The sequence below is a fragment of the Streptomyces sp. MUM 203J genome (assembly GCF_022414595.1).
In the GTDB taxonomy this organism is placed as follows: domain Bacteria; phylum Actinomycetota; class Actinomycetes; order Streptomycetales; family Streptomycetaceae; genus Streptomyces.
Genome location: NZ_JADWYO010000083.1, coordinates 1 through 20760 on the forward strand (window position 1 = coordinate 1; position 20760 = coordinate 20760).

General features: G+C 74.0%; 12 protein-coding genes and 2 pseudogenes. 10 read left to right on the plus strand and 4 right to left on the minus strand.

What is annotated here, in order from left to right; all coding sequences use genetic code 11:
* Window positions 1-90 (plus strand): annotated as a pseudogene (locus I3F58_RS29900) (protoporphyrinogen oxidase); the annotation flags it as partial.
* 150 nt (window positions 91-240) lie between these two features.
* On the opposite strand, the pseudogene I3F58_RS27065 reads toward I3F58_RS29900, so the two are convergent.
* A pseudogene (locus I3F58_RS27065) lies at window positions 241-1599 on the minus strand (APC family permease); the annotation flags it as partial.
* A 140-nt stretch (window positions 1600-1739) separates the two neighbouring features.
* Between I3F58_RS27065 and I3F58_RS27070 the strand changes: the two are divergent.
* Together I3F58_RS27070 and I3F58_RS27075 are read left to right on the plus strand one after the other, a co-directional pair.
* On the plus strand, window positions 1740-2366 hold the full coding sequence (locus tag I3F58_RS27070) for a TetR/AcrR family transcriptional regulator (protein ID WP_240111336.1): 627 nt from the start codon (window positions 1740-1742) through the stop codon (window positions 2364-2366).
* A gap of 286 nt (window positions 2367-2652) precedes the next feature.
* Window positions 2653-4104, plus strand: a complete 1452-nt coding sequence (locus tag I3F58_RS27075) for a WGR domain-containing protein (protein WP_240111337.1) — start codon at window positions 2653-2655, stop codon at window positions 4102-4104.
* A gap of 288 nt (window positions 4105-4392) precedes the next feature.
* On the opposite strand, the gene I3F58_RS27080 is transcribed toward I3F58_RS27075, so the two are convergent.
* Window positions 4393-4695 (minus strand): hypothetical protein, encoded by a 303-nt coding sequence (locus I3F58_RS27080; protein WP_240111338.1) that lies wholly within the window; start codon window positions 4693-4695, stop codon window positions 4393-4395.
* Between the two features lie 462 nt (window positions 4696-5157).
* On the opposite strand from I3F58_RS27080, the gene I3F58_RS27085 reads away from it, so the two are divergent.
* The 7 genes from I3F58_RS27085 to I3F58_RS27115 all read left to right on the plus strand — a co-directional run bounded on the left by I3F58_RS27085 (window position 5158) and on the right by I3F58_RS27115 (window position 18463).
* Complete coding sequence (locus I3F58_RS27085; protein WP_240111339.1) at window positions 5158-6438, plus strand: MFS transporter; 1281 nt, start codon at window positions 5158-5160, stop codon at window positions 6436-6438.
* Window positions 6439-6520: 82 nt separating this feature from the next.
* Window positions 6521-7762 (plus strand): condensation domain-containing protein, encoded by a 1242-nt coding sequence (locus tag I3F58_RS27090; RefSeq protein ID WP_240111340.1) that lies wholly within the window; start codon window positions 6521-6523, stop codon window positions 7760-7762.
* Between the two features lie 88 nt (window positions 7763-7850).
* Window positions 7851-11003: an amino acid adenylation domain-containing protein gene (locus I3F58_RS27095; protein ID WP_240111341.1), complete on the plus strand. Its 3153-nt coding sequence runs from the start codon at window positions 7851-7853 to the stop codon at window positions 11001-11003.
* A complete protein-coding gene (locus tag I3F58_RS27100; RefSeq protein ID WP_240111342.1) occupies window positions 11000-12178 on the plus strand; it encodes an acyl-CoA dehydrogenase family protein in 1179 nt (392 codons plus the stop codon). Before I3F58_RS27095 ends, I3F58_RS27100 begins: the two co-directional genes overlap by 4 nt.
* 36 nt (window positions 12179-12214) lie before the next feature.
* A complete protein-coding gene (locus tag I3F58_RS27105; RefSeq protein ID WP_240111343.1) occupies window positions 12215-14065 on the plus strand; it encodes an amino acid adenylation domain-containing protein in 1851 nt (616 codons plus the stop codon).
* 22 nt (window positions 14066-14087) lie between these two features.
* Entirely contained in the window at window positions 14088-15884 is a 1797-nt protein-coding gene (locus I3F58_RS27110; RefSeq protein WP_240111344.1) for a non-ribosomal peptide synthetase, read from the plus strand.
* Entirely contained in the window at window positions 15881-18463 is a 2583-nt protein-coding gene (locus tag I3F58_RS27115) for a condensation domain-containing protein (RefSeq protein ID WP_240111345.1), read from the plus strand. The genes I3F58_RS27110 and I3F58_RS27115 overlap by 4 nt, the downstream gene beginning before the upstream one ends.
* Before the next feature lie 474 nt (window positions 18464-18937).
* Here the strand turns inward: I3F58_RS27115 and I3F58_RS27120 are convergent, their stop codons facing one another.
* Together I3F58_RS27120 and I3F58_RS27125 are read right to left on the minus strand one after the other, a co-directional pair.
* Window positions 18938-19573: a fasciclin domain-containing protein gene (locus I3F58_RS27120; protein ID WP_240111346.1), complete on the minus strand. Its 636-nt coding sequence runs from the start codon at window positions 19571-19573 to the stop codon at window positions 18938-18940.
* A gap of 147 nt (window positions 19574-19720) precedes the next feature.
* On the minus strand, window positions 19721-20760 hold a 1040-nt coding region (locus tag I3F58_RS27125; RefSeq protein WP_240111347.1), incomplete at its 5' end, for a molybdopterin-dependent oxidoreductase.

Sequence of the window (20760 nt, forward strand, 5' to 3'; positions counted from 1 at the left end):
GACGGCCTGCCGCAGTACCCCGTCGGCCACCACGCCCGCGTCGCCCGCATCCGTGACGCCGTCGCCGGCCCCGCCCTCACCGGACCTGCCACCGTCCGGCCCGTCTTCGCCCCCGGCCCCGGCCTGCCGCCGCTCCTCCTCCCTCGCCCGCAGCCGGTCCTGCGGCCGGGCCACCAGCAGATAGCCGACGCCGACTGCCAGCGTCGCCGCAGTGCCGAGGAACCCGGCCCACACCTGGTACCAGGGCGCACCCGGTTCGGCCAGGATCTCCCGCGGCCAGCACACGTTCACCACCTCGAACGCCGTCCACGCCACCGCCAGCACGTTCAGGAACGTGCCCCTGCGGCCCGGTCGGACCTGTCCCGACGGCACCCACGTCCCGCGCAGCCGGGCCACCAGCGCAGCCAGCGCCACCAGGAAGAACGGCAGGAAGGTCGCGGCCGTCCCGAAGGCGATGAGGCTGCCGATCGCCGTTGCGTTCAGCCCCAGCAGCAGCCCGGCGCAGCTCACCACTGTGGAGGCGGCCAGTCCGCCGATGGGAGCCTTGCGCCGGTTGACCCTCTTCACGTACCGGGAGAACGGGAAGACGTCGTCCCGCGCCAGCGAGTAGAGCCCCCGCGCGGCGCCGCCCTGCGAGGCCATGGCACAGGCCAGGAACCCCACCAGCACCACCACGACGAAGGGTTTGTCGGACCACGAGCCGAACGAGTGGGCCACGGCGGTCGTCACCGGATCGAGGTCCTCGCCCAGGACGACCGTCTCCGGCTCTGGGTGCGACAGCGCCACCGCCATCGCGTTGAGGATCACCACCGCGCCCACGCTGAGCAGTGCCCACCACATGCCGCGCGGCACCTGACGGCCCGCGTCCCTGGTCTCCTCCGACGCCGACACACATGCGTCGAAGCCGATGAACGCCCACCCCGCGACGGCCACGGCGGCCAGGAACGCCATCGTCACCGACCCGCCCGACAGCTCCTCGGCGCCCATGGTCAGCGTGAACAGCGCGAACCCGTGCTCGCGGAAGAACAGCAGCAGCGCGAACCCCACCAGGACCGACGCGACCGCCTCGGCGGCTATGCCCAGCGAGACGAACAGACGCAGCACCCTGATCCCGAACGCGTTGATCAGCATGCACACCAGCAGGATGCCGACCGCGCAGACCACCAGGCGGCCCGGCGTGGGCGTCACCCCGGTGAGGGCGAACACCCAGGGCGCCGCCAGATAGGCCACGGTCGTGTTGCCGAACATCACGGCGAACTGCCACACCCAGCCGCTCAGCCAGCCGAAGGACGGGCCGAGCAGTCGGCGCCCCCACTGGTAGGGACCGCCCGCGAGCGGCCACTGGGAGGCCAGCTCGGAGTAGACGTTCACCACCAGGCACTGGCCGATCAGCACCACCGGCAGTGCCCAGATCCAGGCCGGCCCGGCGACGACGGTGCCGACCATGGCCACCGCGTACAGCGCGACCACCGGTGACACCACGGCGAAGCCCATGGAGATGTTGCCGAGCACTCCGAGGCTGCGCCGCAGCTCCTGCCGGTAGCCCAGGTCCCTGAGCCGTGCGGCGTCGCGGTCGGTGGATGTCGGGGGAGCAGTCATGATCGCCCTTCGGAGCCTTCGGAGCCATAAATCTAACGACGTTAGGTATCGCGATGGCTCGGGACAGTAATCCGCCACTGGCCGAATGTGAACCCCTTCCGGCCGGTAACCTGACCGGTGGCGAGAGGGAGGGTGCGACCGTGGGGCGACCGAGCCGGTCACTGCTGAGCCGCGAGATCATCGCGCGCGCGGCACTGCAACTGCTGACCGAGGAAGGGCCCGAGGCCCTGAAGATGCGCACCCTCGCGGACCGCCTCGGCGTACGCGGAGCGTCGCTCTACCACCACGTCGCGTCGAAGGACGACGTGCTCGACGCGGCCTCGGAGCTGATCAACGAGGAGATCGACCTCGCACCGCTCGACCACCCCGAATGGCGCGAAGGCGTCACCGTGTACGCACGTGGCTACCGGCAGGTGTACCTGCGCCACTGGAACGTGATCGCGCTCGTCGCCCGCCGCCGCGTCGAGGCCGACCGCGCCCTGCGCGGCTACGACAAGCTGCTGGAGACCCTCACCGGGGCAGGCTGCACCCCGGCCCAGGCGGCCGAGGCCGCCGCCGCGCTCGACTACCTGGTCCTGGGATCCGCCCTGGAGACGTTCACCGCAGGTTTCGCCCGCGCCCCGGACGGCTACCGCCCCGGCCACCCCTCCCTCGCCGCGGCCCTGGACGGTGCCGGCGCCGCACCGGGCGGCCTCGCCTCCCTCGACGACCGGGGCTTCGAGCGCGGTCTGGCCGCCCTGCTGGCCTCACTGCCGCCCCACGGCTGACGCCCGCCTCAGCCCGCCGCCGGCGTCTCCCCGCCGCCGGAGCGGCCCCCGGCCGCTCCCCGCAGACCGCGGCCAGCGCGTTCCCGCCCTGCTCCCGGCACCTCTCGCACGTCCACACCGCAGTTCCCCTCTGCCTGGCGAAGCTCCGGTCCCGGGCGCCCAGGCCGGGACCGGGTGGGGTCTGCCCCGTCTCCGCCGCTCCGCGGGACTGTCAGTGGTGCCCCCTACGGTGTGATCAGTGGGACCCGCCGGAACGGCCGCGGGTCCGCCCTGGGGAGGGACCTCCATGTCTGCTGCTGCCACCGTGTCGACCACCTACCTGGAGCTGTCGCAGGACGGCGGTGGCGCCCACAAGTTCTACGAAGTGATTGTCGACGGCCTGACCGTGACGGTCCGCTACGGACGGATCGGCGCCGCCGGACAGACCCAGACGACGACGTTCCCCACCGCGGAGAAGGCCCGGGCCGCCGCCGCGAAGAAGGTCGGGGAGAAGGTCCGCAAGGGATACGCCCCGGCCGTCCCCGGGCAGCGCGCCCCGCGCGCGGTGACCCGCCGTCAGGTAACCTCGGCCCCCTCCACCGCCCGCGCCGTGGCCCCCGTCCTCTGGCGGTTCCGCACCGGCTCCTCCGCCTTCGGCATCCACGTCGACGACGAGCACTGCTGGGTCGGCAACCAGGCCGGCGACGTCTACACCCTGGACCACGACGGCGGCGTGCGCGCCCGGTTCAGCCTGCCGGACGGCGTCAAGTGCCTGGTCGCCGACGACTTCTGGATCTACGCCGGCTGCGACGACGGCAAGGTCTACGACCTCTCCTCGAAGCTGCCCTTCGCCGCGTACGACATCGCTGCGGACGTCGACATCTTCTGGCTCGACATCCACGAAGGCGTTCTGAACGTCTCCGACCGCGACGGCCGACTCACCGTCATCGACCACGAGGACGAACACCAGTGGGCCCGCCGCAGCCAGGGCGAACACGCCTGGATGGTCCGCGCCGACGACCGCGCCGTCTACCACGGCCACCACCGCGGCGTCACCGCCTACGCGCCCGACGGCGGCGGCGAACTCTGGCACACCCCCACCCGCGGCGGCGTCCTGTTCGGCTGGCAGGAGAGCGACGCCGTCTACGCCGGAACCGCCCACCGCGTGGTCCAGCGCCTGTCGAAGAGCACCGGCACGATCGAGGCCACCTACACCTGTGACAGTGCCGTGTACTCGTGCGCGACCTCGCCCGGCGGCCGGTTCGTCTTCGCCGGCGACGCCGCGTCCTCCGTCTACTGCTTCGACCGCGACGGCACACGCCTGTGGAAGCTCGGCACGGGCGGCGGCTCGGCCCTGTCCATGCAGTACCGCGACGACCGCCTCTACCTCGTCACCACGGACGGCTCCCTCGTCTGCATCGATGCGAGCGAGTCCGCCGTCACCGCCGCCCAGCAGGGCACGGTCCCCGTCGCCCGCGACGTCAAGCTCGCGGCCGCCCTTCCCACCTATGTCCCCGCCACCGCCGCCGGCGCCGTGACCACCGTCACCCAGGCATCCGCCGGAGCGATCGTCGTCGAATGCGTCCAGCACCACGGCCGCCTCCGCGTCCACGTCGTCTCCGAAGGCTACGAGCCGTCCTGGAACGTCCAGTTCCCGCGCGCCATACGCGAGCCGGGAGCCCGTTACGTGGTCGACGCCCTGCACGCCGCCTCGGGCGGCTTCTACCGAGTGCGCGGCGACATCCGCCGCCTCGTCTGAGCCGGACGGGCAGGGCGTATCCGACCGCGCGGACACCGGTGGCGACAGCGGGCTCCACGGGAACAGCCCTGCCCCGCACGGCACTCGGAACCCGGCCGTGACGAGCGGGCCACGAGGTCGCCCTGGCCGCCCGCACCGGTTTCGAGACCGCCGTACGCAGCGGGGGCCCGGACTCCCGCCCGCCCGCACGCCGGACCCCTCCCGGAGCGAGGGCGACGGCCCGCGCGCGCGAGCACCACGCGCGTCGTCCACGCAGGGCGGCAACGGCCGGGCGGCCCTGCGCGCCCGTCACGCCGAGCGGGTCCTCGACGCGCCGCCCTGAGCTCCGAGGGGCCCGGCCTCCTCGACGTGCCGGGCCGAGGGATGCACCGGCACCGTCGGATCGGCGACGTCACAGCCGGCGCCGCCCACAGGCAGCCGGTTCTTCCCCGCCCCCGACAGGCCCGCGCGGGTGACGGTGCCGACCGGCGGGGCGCTCAGCCCCCGTCCGGGCGCGGGCCGTTCCCGCACCGCGATGCCGCTGAACGCATCGATCTGATCGGCCCGCTCCGTGCCGGGGCCGGGAAGAACGGAGCACACAGGGCGCCGCACGGCCCGAGCGGCGACGCCCGGCGCACCGGCGTGCCACCGAACGGGCAGGACGGCCGGGACAGGAGGGCAGGACGGGCGCAACAGCCGGGACGGGCCGCGCGGTCAGGGTCGTGCACCAGACACCTCCGAGGCGGGTCTGCCCGTCCGGTGTGCCGCACCGGTCCCCGCCCCGGCGAGCCGCGCGTCGGCCCGCCGGGAGTTCCGCTCACCGCCCCTAAGCCGACCTCACCTGCGGAATCAACTCGTGTTCGAACGGGGCAGCGATTTCACGCCTACTTGATCAACATGGTGCGTGGGTGCCCGTGCCACCGTCTGTGACCGCCCCGCGACGGTGCAGGTTCAGCCGTCCGACACCACCGGTCCACCGGCTGGCCGATCGTGATACCGGCTGACAAAGCAGAAAATGTCCGGAACTCTCTGCAACTCTTTGACCATAAACACCTTCATCGTCAATCTCGGCGCGTGTACTCACCTCAACGGGCCGCGACGGCGGGGCCCTTACGACGCCGCGATTTCCGGCTGCTGCTCTCCGGCGCCGCCGCGAGCCAGGTCGGGGCACAGGTGACGCTGATCGCCCTGCCGCTCGTCGCCGTCCTGCGACTCGAGGCCTCCGCCTTCGAGGTCGGGCTGCTCACCACCGCCGAGACCGCCGCCTTCCTGCTGATCGGCCTGCCCGCGGGAGCATGGGTGGACCGCATGCGACGGCTGCCGCTGCTGATCCGCGCCGACCTCGTGCGGGCCGCGGCCGTCGGCAGCGTCCCGGCGGCTGGCCTGGCCGGGGTCCTGACGATGGCACAGCTGTACGCCGTGGCGCTCGTCACCGGAATCGCGACGGTCTTCTTCGACGTCGCCCACCAGAGCTTCCTGCCGCGCGTCCTCGACCGGGAACAGCTCGTGGCGGGCAACGGAGCGCTGGAGACGGTACGTTCCTCCGCCCAGGTCGCCGGCCCCGGCCTCGGCGGCGGGCTGGTACAACTGCTCGGCGCCCCGCTCGCGGTGGCGGCGGACGCGTTGAGCTATGTGGCGTCGGCGTGGTTCCTCAGCCGGATCCGGGTGCCCGAGCCGCAGCCCGGCCCCGCCCCCGACACCTCGCTGCGCGCCCAGGTCGCCGAAGGTCTGGCGTTCGTACTGCGCCAGCCGGTCCTGCGGATGATCGCCCTGGCCACCGCGGTGGCGAACCTCTTCACGGCCATGCTCCTGGCCGTCCAGACGGTGTTCCTGATCCGGGTCCTCGGCCTGCCGCCGGGCGTGCTCGGGCTGATGTTCTCCGCCGAGGCCGTGGGCGGCCTGGCCGGAGCCCTGTGCGCGGGCGCACTCGCACGCCGGCTGGGCCAGGCCCGGGCGATCTGGCTCTCCCCGCTCGTGACCGGGCCGTTCGCCCTGCTGTGGCCGCTCGCCGGCCCTGGCCTCGCGGCGGTCTGGTTCGCGCTCGCCTCCGCGGTCGTGTTCTTCGGCGGCGTCGTCTACAACGTGGCCCAGGTGAGCTTCCGTCAGACGCTCTGCCCCGACGCTCTGCTCGGCCGGATGAACGCCACCATGCGCTTCATGGTGTGGGGCACCCTGCCGCTCGGCGGGCTGGCGGGCGGCGCCGTCGCCGAGGCCGCCGGTCCCCGTACCGCGCTGTGGGTCTGCGCGGCCGGCCTGCTGCTCGTACCGCTGCCGCTGCTGTTCTCCCCGCTGCGCCGGATGCGCGACCTGCCACCGGCACCACACCCGGACGACGCGGCCGGCACGTACTCCTGAGACGCGCGACGCACCGGAAGCACCCGAGGCGCCGGAACCACCGGAAGCCCCCGGCACACCGCACAGCACACGAAAGGCCACTGTGCAGCCCAGCAACATCACCACGCACTACCTGTCCCGCTACCGCCGACTGGCCACCGACACACTCCTTCCCGTCACCGGAGCCCAGCGCCGCTTCCTGCTGGCCCGCCGCATGGACCCCCACGGCCGCCCGGCCGTCGTTCCGGTCTTCTTCACGTTCCCCTCCGGCACACTCGACCTGGCACGCCTGCGCACCGCGGCGAACCGGCTGGCCGCCGCCCACCCCGCACTCCGCGCCCGCCCCGAGACCGTGCACGGCACCCCCGTCCAGCGCATGGGCGACCCGGTCGCGGACGTGCGGCGCACCTCGCGACGGCCGGGCGAGGGCGCGTCGGACACCCTGCTGCGCACACTGACCGCCTGGCCCGCCGAGGGTCCGCCCCTGCGGCTGTACGTGGCCGACGACGGACCCGAGGAGATCCTTGCCATCGCCCTGGACCACGCCGTATGCGACGAACACTCCCTCGGCACCGTCCTGGCCGACCTGTCCGCCGCCTACCGCGACCGCCTCGCACCCGAGGACATCGAACCGAGGGCCGCCGCCGCGGCGCTCCAGGACTACCGTGAGGCCGTACGGCTCCAGCTCGACGCCGAAGCACGCGCGTCCAACCCCGAGGCCCTCGCCTACTGGGCCCGGCGCCTGGCCCCGCTCCGGCCCGCCGCCCCCGCCCGCCGGGCCGACGGGGGACAGACCGCCGGGGCGGCCCTGGCCCGGCTGCCGGTCGGTGACGGCGGCCACCGGGCCACGGCCTTTCCCGTACTGCTCGACGCCTGCACCGCCGCCGCGCACGCGCTGTACGGCCCCGACCGCCTGCCCGCGCTGGGCTACCCGTGGGGCGGGCGGCCCGCCGCCGCGCCGCATGTACCGGGCTGCTTCCTCAACACCGTCGTCCACCCGGCCGCGCCCGGCGCCGACCCCGCGGCCTGGTGGGACGACCTCGACCACGCCGACACCCCGTTCGACGAGGTCGCCAGGGCGGCCCGCGCCGCCGGATGCGACTGGTCCGGGGCACTCGACGGACTGCTGACCTTCGAGGACCTCGGCCGGCGCCCCGCACTCGTCCTCGGCGGCGTCACCGGACGCGAGACCCATGTCGACGGCCGCCCGGTCCAGGGGCCGTTCGCGGTCTCCGTCTCGTACGGGACCGATCTCCTCGTCCGGATGTCCTGGGACCGCGCCGTCCTCACCGACGACCTCGCCCAGGAAGCCTTCACCCGACTCCTCGACGCCCTGGCCCCATAGGGCCGGTGCGCGTCCCTCACCGGCCCCGCCCTCCCGACCGGCGCGCGGTGGTCCGGCCGTTCCTCATCCACCATCCGAAGGACAGACCATGTTCGCACTCTCTCCGTCGCAGGAGATCGTCTGGCTGCACGAGCAGATGCTCCCCGGCAGCCGTGCCTACAACTTCACCGCCACCATCGACCTGCGCGGACCACTCGACGAGACCGCACTGCGCGACGGCCTGGCCAGCGCCCTCCGCCGCCACCCCGGACTCCGCCTCGAACTCGTCGGCCGACCCGGCGGCATACCCGGCCAGAGAGTGCGCGAACAGTGCTCCCCACGCCTGCGGACCGTCGACCTCACCGGCGAGGCGGACCCCGAGGCCGCGTTCGCCGCACTGCTGAGGACAGAGGCCGAAGCGCCCCTGGACACCTTCGAGGCCCCGCTGCTCCGCTGGTGCCTGGTGACCCTCGGGGACACCCGTCACCGGCTCGTCCACGTCGAGCACCACCTCATCCACGACGGGCACTCCTTCGCGATCCTGCTGCGCGACGTGTTCTCCGTCTACCGTGCCCGGGCCGACCGCGAGAGCGCCGACCTCCCCACGACCCGCTCGTACGAGGAGCACGCCCGCGCCGCAGCCACCCGCGCGCACACCGCGAGCCTCGCCCACTGGACGGCCGAACTGAAGGACGCCGCCTTCGACCTGCCGCTCCCCGGCCTGACACGCCCGGCCGTCCAGCGGCGGCACGCGGGCGGCCAGCTGCGCCAGACGATCCCGGCCGACCTCGCGGAACGGCTGCGCGCCCGCTGCCGCACGCAGGGCCACACCCCGTTCTCCACCCTCCTGACGCTCTACGCGGAACTGCTGCGCCGCCACAGCGGGCGCGCCGACCTGGTCGTCGGCACGGCTGTCGGCAACCGGCCCGAGGGCTTCGAGCAGACCGTCGGCATGTTCGTCAACACCATCCCGCTGCGCCTGAGGCTCACCCCGCAGGACCAGGCCGGTGCAGCCGTCGACGACGTGACCGACACCCTCATCCGGGCCCTGCCGCACCAGGAGGTCCCGGTCCAGGAGCTGACCCGGGCGCTCGGCCTGCACACCGGCGGCGCGGACAACCCCCTGTTCAGCGTCATGTTCAGCGCCCACGACGCACCACTGCCGGAGATCGAGGTACCCGACCTGGAGGTGTCGCTGTTCGAGGGCTTCAACACCGGCACCACCCGGTTCGACCTCGACGTCGTCCTCATACCCGACGACCGCCGCACGGTCGGCACGCGCCAGGGGACGGCCGGGATGACCCTGGTGTGGGACTACGACCGCGACCTGTTCGAGGAGCGGACAGTACGGCTCCTCATGCAGCGCTTCGAAACGCTCGTACGGGCCTACCTCGACGCCCCGGCCACACACCTGGCCGCACTCGGCGCACCCGGGGACGAGGCTCCCGCGACCGCCGCGGCGAGCCCGGCGACGGAACCGGAGACCGCCCCCGCACCCCGGGCACCCCACCCGGCCGACCTCGCCGTCCTCGACCCGCTGCCCCGCCTGGACCCGGCCCGCCCCGCGCTCGTCAGCGGCGCCCGCCGCCTCACCTACGGCGAACTCGACCGCCTGGTCGGCGAACTGGTCTCCAAGCTCCGCACCGCGGGCGTGACCGAGGGCCAGCCGGTCGCGGCGGTCCTGCCGCGCGGCACCGAGAGCGTGCTGACCCTGCTGGCCTGCCTGCGCCTGGGCGCCGCCTACTGCCCGCTGTCCCCCAACGACCCCACCGCCCGCCTGGAGACGCTGCTGCACAGGCTGGAGCCCGCCCTCGTGCTGGCCACCCGGGAGAGCGCGCTGTCCCTGCCCGCCGAGGGCCTGCCCGTGGCGCTGCTGGACGGCGGGGACTTCCCGGCAGCCCGACCGGCCAGGCCGCTCCAGGACACCGCGTACGTCATCCACACGTCCGGCTCGACCGGGCTTCCGAAGCCGGTGGCGGTCGGCCGTGCGGCCCTGGCCAACCATGTGACGGGCACCCTGACCCGGTACGGGCTGAACCCCGAGGACCGGGTCCTGCTGTTCGCACAGCCCTCGTTCGACGTGGCGCTCGAAGAGGTGCTGCCCTCCCTCGCGGCCGGGGCCTGCCTCATCGCGCCGCGGCGCGAGGTGCCCACCGCCTCCGAGCTGGTCGCCGTGCTGTCCGCGCGCCGGGTCACTGTGGCCAACCTGCCCACCAGCTATCTGCTCGCGGTACGCGCCGAACTGTGCGAGGCCCTGGCCGACGGCCGCTTCACCCCGCGTCTGCTCGTCGTCGGCGGCGAACGGCTCCCCGTCGACGCCCTGCGCGCGATCCTCCACGCCACCGACGCGACCGTCCTCAACGCCTACGGCGTCACCGAGGCCGCCGTCACCTCCACCGTCCACCACGTCAGCCCCGACGACCTCACCGAAGGCGCCGAAGTCCCGCTGGGCACCGAGCTGCCCGGAGTCCACGTCCACGTCCTCGACACCGGACTGCACCCTCTGCCCGACGGCGCCGTCGGAGAACTCGCCGTCTCCGGCACCGGTGTCGCGCAGGGCTACCTCCACGACGAGGAGACGACCCGCGCCCGGTTCGTGAGCGTCCCCGCCCTTGGCGGCACACCGGCCTACCTCACCGGCGACCTCGGCTACCGCGACACGCAGGGCCGGGTGTGCTTCCTCGGACGCCGCGACAACCAGATCAAACTGCGCGGCTACCGCATCGAGCTGGAGGAGGTCGAGGCCGCGGCCTCGGCCGAACTGGGCGGCGCGCCCTGCGCGGTGGTCCTCGACCGCGAAGGCCCGGCGGGCCCCCGCCTGATCGGCTTCCTCCAGGCGGCGGCCGAGCCGGACCAGCCGTCGCTGCACACCGCCCTGTCCGCGCGGCTGCCCGCCGCCCTGGTCCCGGGCCGCTGGGTACGGCTGGACTCCATGCCCACCCTGCCCGGCGGCAAGGCGAACCGGCACGCTCTGACCCGTATGCTCACCGACCTGCCGCCGGACCAGGAGCACAGCGCGGCCGTGCAGCCCGCCGATCCGGACATCGCGCTGCTCGCGGACGGCTGGCGGGAGGTACTGGGCCACACGGACTTCACACCCGCGTCGCACTTCTTCCAGGTCGGCGGCCACTCCCTGCTCGCCGCTCAGCTCGCCGCCTGGCTGGAACCCCGGATCGGCGGGAGGCCGCCCCTGCGCGTGCTGTTCCAGAACCCGGTCCTGGCCGACCAGGCCCGCGCCGTTCGCGAGGTGGCCGCGCGATGAGCACCCCCACGGCCACCGGATCGGCCCCGTCCTCCGTCCTGGAACAGGACCACCGCGAACTCGTGGCCTCCTTCGAGTCGTTCATCCGCCGCGAACTGGAGCCCCTGGCCGCCGAACTGCCCGAGACCGCCGACCTCCCCCCGGCCGAACTGCGCGCGTACGTACGCCGCCGCTCCGCCGCCCTGGGCTTCTACGCGGGCGACTACCCCGAGGAACTCGGCGGCTCCGGCATGCCGTTCACCGCCGTCGTCCTGCTGCACCACGCCGCCGGGCGCAGCGGCTGCCCCCTCGCCGCCTACGCGCTGGCCGGCTCCGACGGCCCGAGCCCGCTGCTGCTGCACGGCACCGAGGAACAGATCACCCGATACCTGGTGCCCCTGGTGCGCGGCGAGGCGGCGCGCTGCCTCGCCCTCACCGAACCCCACGCCGGTTCCGACGCGTTCCACCTCACCACCACCGCCCGGCGCGACGAGAGCACCGGCGAGTGGACCCTCCGCGGACGCAAGACGTTCGTCAGCAACGCCGACCGCGCCGACTTCGCCCTGGTGGTCGCCTCCGTCGACGGCGAGGCCACCGCGTTCGTCGTCGGCATGGACAACCCCGGGCTGCGCATCGGCCAGCGCTACGAGGGCATGTCCGGCGAGCCCATGTTCGAACTGCTCCTCGACGGCCTGCGCGTACCCGCCGACGCCGTGATCGGCGGCGAGAACGGCGTCGGCGCCGCCCTGGGCAACGGCATCGACAGCCTCTCCCGGGGCCGACTGGTCGTCGCCGCCATGTGCAACGGCATCGCGGAACACGCCCTGGCGCAGGGCATCGCCTACGCGCGGGAGCGCCGCGCCTTCGGGGAGCGCATCGGCGCGTACCAGCATGTCCAGGAGCACCTGGTCAGCAGCCGCGCCGACGTGGAGACGGCCAAACTGCTCACCCTCGCCTGTGCCCGGCTCGTCGACGAGGGCACCGAGGCACCCGAGAACGCCGCCCTCGCCAAACTCACCTCCTCCGAGACCGCCGTCCGCGTCGTGGACCGCGCCCTCCAGGTGCACGGCGCGACCGGCTGGGTGCGCGGACACCCCCTGGAGTTCCTGTACCGGTACGTCCGGATGATGACGATCATCGAAGGAACCTCCGAGATCCAGAAGGTCATCGTCGCCCGGGCCATGGGCCTGGGCTGAGCCGCGCCGCCACCACGAACGGAAGACCGAAGACTGATGAACACCACAAGTGAGCAGCGGCTCAGCGTCGAACAGGGCGCGGCCGCCGAACCCTTCGACGTGCTCGCCCGGTTCCGCCACTGGGTGACCGCCACCCCGCACGCCCCCGCCGTCGAGGACGGCGAACTGACCTGGACCTACGCCGAGCTGGACGCGCTCGCCGACCGGACGGCCGACGCGCTGCGCAGCCGGGTGCGCCCCGGCGACCTCGTCGGCGTGTGCCTGGACCGGTCGGCGGCGCTCGTCGCCCTCACCGTCGCCCTCGCCCGGCTCGGCGCCGTCTGCCTGCCGCTGGGCCCCCGACCCGGTGACCGGCGCCTCGCCGCCGTCACCGAACGGCTGCACGTCACCTGCCTCGTGGGCGCCCCGGCGACCCTGCCCACCACACACCGGGGCGGGGTGCGTCTGCCGCTGCCCCTGCCCTCCGCGGGCGCGAACGCCCCGGCCGACACGGTGGCCGTGTTCACCCCCGCACAGGACGGGCGGGCCACCGCGCCCGAAGGAACGTTCTACGCCGTCCTCACCTCGGGTTCGACCGGCACACCCAAAGCGGTCGCCGTCGGCGGAGCCTCCCTCGGCGCGCTGCTCTCCTGGTACGCGCGGCACACCGGTTCCGGCCCCGGCGACCGCCACAGCCTGTTGATCGGCGTCGCCTTCGACCCGCACGTCATGGAGCTGTGGACGGCCCTCACCACCGGTGCCGCCCTGGTCGTGCCGCCCGAGGACGTGCGGTGGGACCCGGAGGCGCTCACCGGCTGGTGGCGCCGCGCCAGGGTGACCTGCGCGATCCTGCCGACCCCGCTCGCCGAACTCGTCCTGGAGCGGCCCTGGCCCGCCCTCCCGGACCTGCGCCATCTCGTCGTGGGCGGCGACCGGCTTCGGCGCTGGCCCGCGCCCGAGGTCACCGCGAGGGTCCACAACGTGTACGGCCCGGCCGAGGCCACCGTGTCGACCACCTTCCACACCCTCGACCCCGCACGTGAGGACACCACCGCCGCCCCGCCCATCGGGCGGCCGGTCGACGGCGCGGTCCTGTACGTGACGGACGACGAGGGCCGGACCCTGCCCCGGGGCCGGGCCGGCGAACTGCGCATCGGCGGCACCTGCCTGGCCCTCGGCTACCTGGACGCGGACCTCACCGCCCAGCGCTTCGTCCCCCCGCCCCCCGGAGCCGACACCACCCGGCGCGTCTACCGCACCGGGGACCGGGTGCGGATGCGCGCCGACGGCACCCTGGAGTTCCTGGGCCGCATCGACGACCAGGTCAAGATCAGCGGCGTACGCATCGAACCCGCCGAGGTGGAGGCCGCACTCGAACGCGATCCCCGCGTGCGCCGGGCCGCCGTCATCGCCCGCCCGGGCCCCGCCGGACTCCTCCGGCTCACCGCGTACGTCCAGCCCGCCCGGGGTGAGGAGGCCGCACCCCCCGCGGAACTCCTGACCGCCGTCCGCGACTGGCTTCCCGCGCAGGCCGTACCGGCGCAACTGCACCGTGTGGACGCCTTTCCCCTCGACGCCAACGGGAAGATAGACCGCGCCGCGCTGCCCGCCGCCCCGGAGCAGCCGGTCACCGCACCCTGCGCGCAGGCCTCCCGGGCCGACGCCGCGGAGAGCACCGAGGACCTGGTCGTCCGGCTGTGCGGCGAACTCCTCGGCACCGCTCCCGATCCGCTCGACAACTTCCAGACGGCGGGCGGGACGTCACTCCTCGCCGCCCGGCTGCTGGCGGCGCTGGAGCAGTCCTGCGGAGTGCGGCTCCGCGCACCCGAGGTCCTGCGCCAGCCCGACCTGCGCAGCCTCGCCGCCCTCGTCGACACCCGGCGGCCCACCGCCACGGCAGGGGCCTGACATGCCCGAAGGAGAACCCCCGATGCCCGCCATCAGCCGCACCGAAGGCATGCTCGCCCTCGTCGCCGGCCACGCGCACACCGCGCCGCGGTCCCTGGCCGTGTCCGACGGCACGGCCTTCCTGACCTACGAACAGCTCACCGCGGCCGCCGGACGGCTGGCCGGGACCCTGCGCGCACGCGGGGTCCGCCCCGGACAGGCGGTCGGCCTGCTCCTGCCGCACTCCGTGCGGACCGTCGTCGCCCAGCTCGCCGTCTGGTGGGCAGGCGGCCACTATGTGCCGCTCGACGCCGACTACCCGCGCTCCCGCACCCGGACGATGCTCGCCGACACCGGAGCCGTACTGACCCTCGGCGACAAGCAACTCCTCGAAGCCGCGGGCATCCCTGCCGAGCAGGCCCTCGACCTGCCGCAGGACGTGACGGCGCCGCCCCGGGACGAAACAGCTGAAACGCCCCTACCGGCCGCCTGCGAGCCCGATGCCCCCGCGTACGTCCTCTACACCTCAGGCTCGACAGGCCGCCCCAAGGGCGTGGCGATCCCGCACCGTGCCGTGGCCGCACTCGCCGCCGCACCCGAGTTCGTCGACCTCACGGCCCGCGACCGAGTCCTGTTCCACTCCCCGCTCACCTTCGACGCCTCCGTGTTCGAAGTGTGGGCGCCACTCGCCAACGGCGCCGCCGTGGTGGTCTCCACCGCCGACCGGCGCTCACTCGAAGACCTGTCCCGCGACGTGGAACGGCTCGGGGCGACCGTGGCGCTCTTCACCACGGCGCTCTTCCACCATCTCGCCGCCCGCCAGTCCCCGCTGTTCGCCGTACTGCGCAGCGTCCTCGTCGGCGGCGAGGCGCTCTCCGCCCAGCACGCGCGCTCCGTGCTGAGTGCCCATCCCTGGCTGGAACTCGTCAACGTCTACGGCCCGACCGAGACAACCGTGTTCACCACCGCCCACCGGGTGCACGAGGCCGACTGCGCGGCACCGCCGCCGATCGGCCGGCCCGTCCAGGGCGCCACCGTGCACATTCTCGATGAAAAGGGTGAAACCACGCCCCCGGGGACGCCGGGCGAACTGTGGATCGGCGGCCCCCGGCTCGCCCTGGGCTACCTCGGCCGGCCCGAACGCACCGCCGAACACTTCACCGACCACCCGGCGCACGGGCGTCTCTACCGCAGCGGCGACCTGGTCTCCGCACGCCCCGACGGCGTCCTGGACTTCCACGGCCGCACCGACGACCAGCTCAAGGTGCGCGGATTCCGCATCGAACCCGGCGAGGTCGAGCACGCCCTGCGCACCCATCCGGCCGTCATCGACGCCGCGGTCGTCGTCCGGTCACACGCGGAGGACGACGCCCGCCTGACCGCCTTCGTCGTGCCCGCCGCCCGCCGCCCCGCCCTCGAGGCGCTCCGCGACCACGCCGCAGGCCTGCTGCCCGCACACATGGTGCCCGGCACGTGGTCCTTCCTCGACGCCCTGCCGCTCACCAGCACCGGCAAGATCGACCGCCGCGCGCTCGCCGAGCGGCCCGCGGACGAGCCCCACGCGTCCCCGGCCGCCGCCAGCACCCTCGCACTGACCCCCATCGAACAGGCCGTGGCCGACCTGTGGGGCAGGGCGCTGGGCCAGGAGGTCGACCGGGCGGACGCCGACTTCCTCGGCCTCGGCGGACACTCGCTGCTCGCCCTGGGCATCGTCGACGACCTGCACGAGGAGCTCGGCGTGGAACTGACCCTCGCACAGTTCCTCACCACACCCACCGTGGCGGGCCAGGCCCGGCTCGTGGAACAGTCCCTGCGCGACACCCTGGGGGAGCACCAGTGACCACCACAGAGCCCCCGGCACGGCACGACACCCAGCGGGAGCTGCTGCGCCGCGCACGAGAACGCCGCGCGGCAGCCGCCAGGCCCCCCCGGCCGGCCACGACCGGCCCGGCCTCCGCCGCCACGGCAGGCCCCGCACCGCTCTCCCGTGCCCAGCACCGCATGTGGCTCATGGACCGCCTGGGCCAGGACCCGGCGGCCTACAACGTGCCCTTCGCCACCCGGCTGCGCGGCCCCCTCGACACGGACGCCCTCGGCGACGCCCTCACCGCCCTCGTCCGCCGCCACGACGTGCTCCGCACCCGGTACCGGCACCAGGACGGCGAGCCGTACCAGGAGGCCGCACCGGCAGGCCCCGTCCCGGTACGCGTCGTCGACGACCCGGCCGAACTGCACAGGGAGGCCGCGGCCCCCTTCGACCTGGCGACCGGCCCCGTCCTGCGCGCACTTGTCGTACGGCACGGACCCGACGAGGCGACCGTCCTGCTGACTCTCCACCACATCGCGGTCGACGGCGCCTCACTCGGCGTACTTGCCGCAGAACTCGCGGAGCTCTACGCCGCGATACGAGAGGACCGCAGCCCCCAGCTGCGCGAACCGGCACCGCAGTACGCCGACTTCGCCCGCCGTGAACACACGGACAGCGCCTCCCTCGCCCACTGGAAGAAGCGCCTCACCGGCGCGAAGCCGGCACTCCTCCCCGGCTCCGGCGACCCCGCCCTGAGAGGCCGGGCACACGTACTCGCGGAGGAACTGGCCCCCGAGGTCCTCGCCGGACTGCGAGCGGTGGGCCGCGACCAGCACGCCACGCTCTTCACCGTGGTCCTCGCCGCCGCGTTCGCCACCCTCCTGGACGCCACAGGCCAGGAGGACCTCACGATCGGCTGCGCGAGCAGCCACCGGGACCGGCCGGGTCTGCGTGACCTGATCGGCCTGTGCGTCAACACCCTCCCCGTACGCACTGACCTGACCGGTGCGGCGGACTTCCGCACCCTGCTCGTCCGGGTCCGCGACACCCTGCTCGAAGCCCAGCAACACCGCGACACCCCCTTCGACCACATCATCGGACAACTGGGCGAGGCGGCTCGCGGCAGGAGCGGCGACGCACTCGTCGCCGTCACCGCCGACGTCCTCCCCGCCCCCCTGGCCCTGCGCCTGGCGGGAACGGACGCCGAACCGGTCGACATCGACCTGGGCCGCGCCAAGTTCGGCCTCGGCTTCTACATCGAGGACACCCCCGGCACCCCGCGCTGCCTCGTGCAGTACGACCGGGGCCGCATCGACGAGACCGCCGCCGCACGACTGCTGCGCACCTTCGCGGACATCCTGGTCTGCGTCTCCGCCAACCCGGCCCGCCCACTGTCCCGCCCTCAGAGCGACCCGACAGCACCGGCGGTCACAGCCCCCGCGAACCGGTCCGCACAACCGGCCGGCGAGCGGGCGAGGTCGGTACAGCGGACCTTCGACGACCTCCTGGGCGAACCGACAGGACCCGACGGCGACTTCTTCCTCCTTGGCGGCCATTCCCTGCTGGCCGTCAGGCTCGCCGAGCGCATACGCGAGCAGCACCGCCTGCCACTGACCGGTCTGGAGGTGATGGAACACCGCACCCCGCGCGCACTCGCGGCCCTCCTGGACGACCGGGCCCGGCAACGGGCCGCCACCGCACCCACCCCGGTACGCCGCGCAGCCGCGCGCCCGGGCACCGTCCTGGTCACCGGGGCCACCGGCGGTGTCGGCGCGTTCGTGCTGGAGGAACTGGCCGCCCGGGGGCGTCCGGTGCGCGCACTCGCCCGCCCCGAGTCGGCGCACCTGGTCAAGAGCGAAGGAGCCGAGGTGGTGGAGGGCGACCTGGCCGACCCCGACAGCCTGCGCGCGGCAGCCGAAGGCACCGCCGCCATCATCCACGCCGCCTGCACCTTCACCTCACCGGACGTGGACCGGGCAGCGATGCGGGCCCTCCTCGACGGCTGGCGGCAGGGCGCCTTCGTCTTCGTCAGCAGCACCGACGCGTACGGGCAGCCCCCGACCGGCGAAGTGGCGGAGGACGCGCCCCCGCACGAGCCCCTCAGCGCGTACGGCCAGGGCAAGCTCGACTGCGAACGCATGCTCGCCGAGGCGGCGGGCACCGGTGGCCGCGGGGGCGCGAGCGCCGTACGTGCCCCTGTCGTCTGGGGCCCCCACGACCGCCTCCGCGACCAGCTCCGCTGGGGCGCCACCGGCGCCCTGTTCCAGGCGGCCCGGGCGGGCGAACCCATCCCCCTCCCGCACGGCCGCTGGTACGGCACCCCCTGGATACACGCCGCCGCGCTGGCCCGCACCCTCGTCACCTGCGCCGAGAACCCGGTCCACGGCGTGGTCAACGCGATCGGCGGTCACGTCGGCTGGGCCGAGGTGGCAACCGAACTGACCCGCCTGCTGGGCGGCACCAGCCGGATCGTCCCCGCAGCGGACCCCGCTTCCTCCCCGTTCCGCCAGCACTGGCACTACCGCACGGAAGCCCTGGCCGAGGAACTCCTGGAACGCCCCGGCGAAGACTGGCGCACGGTCCTGTCGGCCATGATCACCGGAACCCTCTGAGACACCGGCTGCCGCCGTCCCCCGACCGGGCGGCGGCAGCCGGGCACCTCGGGGCGGCCGTGGGAGGGGGCCCGTACGCCGCGCTGACGCGCGGTCGCACGGAGACCGAGGCGCTGCCAGGGAGGTCCTCGGCGGGGCGTCGGCTGTGCCTTCCGGGGAACGGCGAGGACCCGGTGGCCGGAGCGGAGGCGGAGGGAGACCGCGGCCCGGCCGACGGAGGTGCAGACGTGACTCGGGCTTCGGCGCAGGCCGGACCGACGGCCCCGGGGTCCGCGCCGTGCGCACGGGCGGCAGCCGAGTGCCCCGCAGTGCCGGCAGAGCGGCGCTGCCGCTCTGCGCCCACCTCAGCACGCCCGTTTCCGGGTGTTCGCAACGCGCGAGGCGGCTCCCCCACCGGCTGACCGGTGCGGGAGCCGCCGCGTCCGTCCGCGCGCTCGCGCTGCCCGCCGGTGGCCGGTCGGGCACGCGCGGCCGCTACTTGGGCATCAGGACCGTGTCGACGATGTAGACGGTCGCGTTGGCCGTCTTCACGTTGCCGCAGACCACGGTCGACGAGTCGTTGACCGTGTAGGACTCGCCGGAACCGGTGGTGGTGACCGTTCCCTTCTGGAGGGTCTCGAACGACCCGTTCTCCAGCTGCTCCGGGGTCAGCTTCTGCCCCACCACGTGGTAGGTCAGGATCTTCGTCAGCGTGGCCTTGTCCGCGAGCACCGCGTCCAGGTCGGCCTTCGGGATCTTCGCGAAGGCGTCGTTGGTCGGAGCGAAGACGGTGATGTCCTGCGCGTTGTTGAGCGTGTCGACCAGACCGGCCTTCTGAACGGCCGACACGAGGGTGGACAGGGCGGGGTTGTTGGACGCCGCGGTGGCGACCGGGTCCTGGGCCATGCCCTTGAAGCTGCCCGCGCCGTCCTCGGGGACGGAGGCGCAGGCCGGGCCGAAGGGCTCGTCCATGGCCTGGGCCGCCGGGGACGAAGCCGCAGCGGAGACACCGGCCGCGGGCTCGGCGGCCTTGTCGCCACCGGAGTCCGCGCAGGCGGTGAGAGAGAGCGGGAGAACGGCCGCGGCGGCGATGGCCAGGGCGGCGCGGCGCCGACGGGGGGTGCTGTTCATGGTTATCGACTCCTGTTGACGGTTGTGCCTGTGGATGGGGTTGTGCGTGTGGGGGATGGGGTCGGATGGGAGCGGTCGGGAAGTGGACGGAGCGCAGGGCGAGGTGAGGACGGGAACAGGAACAGGTGCGGGGAGCGGGACCCGCGGTCAGCGCACCGTGACGAACACGCTGTGGTGCCCGGTCGCCCCGTCGGGTACGGGGGGAGCCCGCCGCTCGGTCTGCACGGCGCCCGTGCCGTCCGTGGCACGGACGACGAGGGTGTGGTCGCCGGGGTCCGCCCGCCAGGCGAAGGACCACTGCCGCCAGGTGTCGACGGTGTGCTGCGCGGCCAGCCGGGCCTCCCGCCACGGTCCGTCGTCGACGCGTACCTCGACCCTCCGGACGCCGCGGCGCTGGGCCCAGGCCACCCCGGCGACCGTCACCGTGCCCGCGGACGGCCGGGCGAACGGCCTGGGGGTGTCGATCCGTGCCTGGGTCTTGACCGGTGCCTTCGCCGCCCAGTCCCGCTTCACCCAGTAGGGGTCGTAGGCGTCGAACGTGGTGAGCTCGATGTCCTCGATCCACTTGCAGGCCGAGACGTACCCGTACAGTCCCGGCACGACCATGCGCACCGGGAAGCCGTGGGCGAACGGCAGCGGTTCGCCGTTCATGGCGACGGCGAGCAGGGCGTCCCTGCCGTCCATGACGTCCTCGACGGGTGTGCCGAGGGTCATGCCGTCGACCGACCTGGCGACGAGCTGGTCCGCCCGGCCGCCACGGGAGGGGGGCACCACCCCGGCCTCGCGGAGTAGTTCGGCCAGCGGCACGCCGAGCCAGCGGGCGTTGCCGACATAGGGTCCGCCCACCTCGTTCGACACGCACGTCAGGGTGATGTCCCGCTCGGCCAGCGGCCGGGCGAGGAGGTCCGCGAAGGTGTGGAAGCGCTCCCGCGGCACGCCCTCGCCATGGATACGCAGGCGCCAGGTGCCTGCGTCCACCTTCGGGACGACCAGGGCGGTGTCGACACGGTAGAAGTCCTCGTTCGGAGTGACGAAGGGGCTGACGCCCGCGAAGCGTGCCCGCACACGGGGCGAGACCGCGGGAGCGGGGGAGGCCGGAGCGGGGAGGCGCACGGCCTCCCGCGACGAGAGGGCGCCCCGGCCGCGCCGGCCGGTGGCGGCCCGGCCCAGGGCGCCCGCCCCGGTGG

What these genes read in the sequence shown, in the direction of transcription:
- I3F58_RS27075 (WP_240111337.1), top strand. Translation starts at nt 2,653, where the DNA reads ATGTCTGCTGCTGCCACCGTGTCGACCACCTACCTGGAGCTGTCGCAG.
- I3F58_RS27095 (WP_240111341.1), top strand. Translation starts at nt 7,851, where the DNA reads ATGTTCGCACTCTCTCCGTCGCAGGAGATCGTCTGGCTGCACGAGCAG.
- I3F58_RS27100 (WP_240111342.1), top strand. Translation starts at nt 11,000, where the DNA reads ATGAGCACCCCCACGGCCACCGGATCGGCCCCGTCCTCCGTCCTGGAA.
- I3F58_RS27105 (WP_240111343.1), top strand. Translation starts at nt 12,215, where the DNA reads ATGAACACCACAAGTGAGCAGCGGCTCAGCGTCGAACAGGGCGCGGCC.
- I3F58_RS27110 (WP_240111344.1), top strand. Translation starts at nt 14,088, where the DNA reads ATGCCCGCCATCAGCCGCACCGAAGGCATGCTCGCCCTCGTCGCCGGC.
- I3F58_RS27120 (WP_240111346.1), bottom strand. Translation starts at nt 19,573, where the DNA reads ATGAACAGCACCCCCCGTCGGCGCCGCGCCGCCCTGGCCATCGCCGCC.